Here is a 1,355-nt window from a genome sequence, read left to right on the forward strand (position 1 = left end):
CCCACCCCACAGACCTCTCCGCCCTCACCGTGGCTCAGTTCGTTGTTGTGGCCGCCCGGGCCGCGCGGCTCATCCACGTAGGCGGTCCCAGCCCCCCGCCACTACCGCAGCGGTTCAGACGTTCAGCAGCTCGCCTGCGCCGTCATCCAGCAGCATCTTCGCCACCTGCTGGCCCAGCGTTTCCGGATCACTGGCCGGGCCCACCGCGTCGGCACGCACCGCGCGGCCATCACTGGCGCTGCCGACCAGACCCTGCAGGTGCAGGTCCTGGCCCTGCCACTGCGCGATGGCCGCCACCGGCACATGGCAGCTGCCGTGCAGCGCGCGGTTCATCGCCCGCTCCGCTTCGACGCAGGCACGCGTATCGGCGTCATCCAGGCGCGCGAACAGTTCCATCAGCCACGCGTTGCCACCATCGCATTCCACCGCCACCGCGCCCTGCGCCGGTGCCGGCAGCCACTGCGGCGGCTGCAGGCGGTCCACGATGCGGTTGCCCAGGCCCAGCCGTTCCAGCCCGGCCACGGCCAGCACGATGGCGTCGTAGCCACCGTTGTCGAGCTTGGCCAGCCGCGTGTTGACGTTGCCGCGCAGGTCCAGCAGCTGCAGGTCCGGGCGCAGCGCGCGCAGCTGGGCCTGGCGGCGCAGCGACGACGTGCCGACGCGCGCACCGATGGGCAGCGCATCCAGCGAGGCGTACAGGTTGGAGATGAAGCCATCGGCCGGATCGTGGCGGGTCAGCATGGCCGGCAGCGCGAAGGGCGCATCCAGTTCCATCGGCACATCCTTCAGCGAATGCACCGCGCAGTCGGCATCGCCGCGCAGCATGGCCAGCTCCAGCTCCTTGAGGAACAGGCCCTTGCCACCGATGGCGGCCAGCGAGCGGTCGAGCACCTCGTCACCGCGGGTGCTCATCGGCACCAGTTCCACATGCAGGCCGGGGTAGGCCTGGCGCAGGCGGTCGGCGACGTGTTCGCTCTGCCAGAGGGCGAGCGGGCTCTTGCGGGTGGCGATGCGGACGGTTTCCATGCCGACATTATCGCGCCTATCGGCGGGATACGGCCAACGGCGGAGCCCCTCGTGGCTGGCGGTAGAGTCGACTGTTAGTCGACTAGCCTCGTGAGCTGGCCGGGTGGGTGGGCCGCGCAGGGGACGCTGCAAGTACGTCCCTGTAAGCTCGGTCGCCGCATCCATGCGGCTCACGCCCCTGCGCAACCCACCCGCCCGGCCTCTGACAGTTTCCGTGCGCGCCAGCCACGGAAGATCAAAAGAAAAATCAAAAGCCGACTGCTTCCGGGGTCAGAAACCATTTCCGCAGGAAAAGGGATCTTACCCCTAATTACCCACCCGAAAACAAC

The 1,355-nt window shown here is 68.8% G+C and carries 1 protein-coding gene; it reads right to left on the bottom strand.

The window, feature by feature from the left end:
• Window positions 1-114: 114 nt before the first annotated feature.
• A complete protein-coding gene (gene hemC / locus ACVOK1_RS20485; protein ID WP_481563093.1) occupies window positions 115-1,026 on the bottom strand; it encodes a hydroxymethylbilane synthase in 912 nt (303 codons plus the stop codon).
• Between the last annotated feature and the right edge of the window lie 329 nt (window positions 1,027-1,355).

The sequence above is a fragment of the Stenotrophomonas sp. STEN087 genome, from assembly GCF_056759115.1.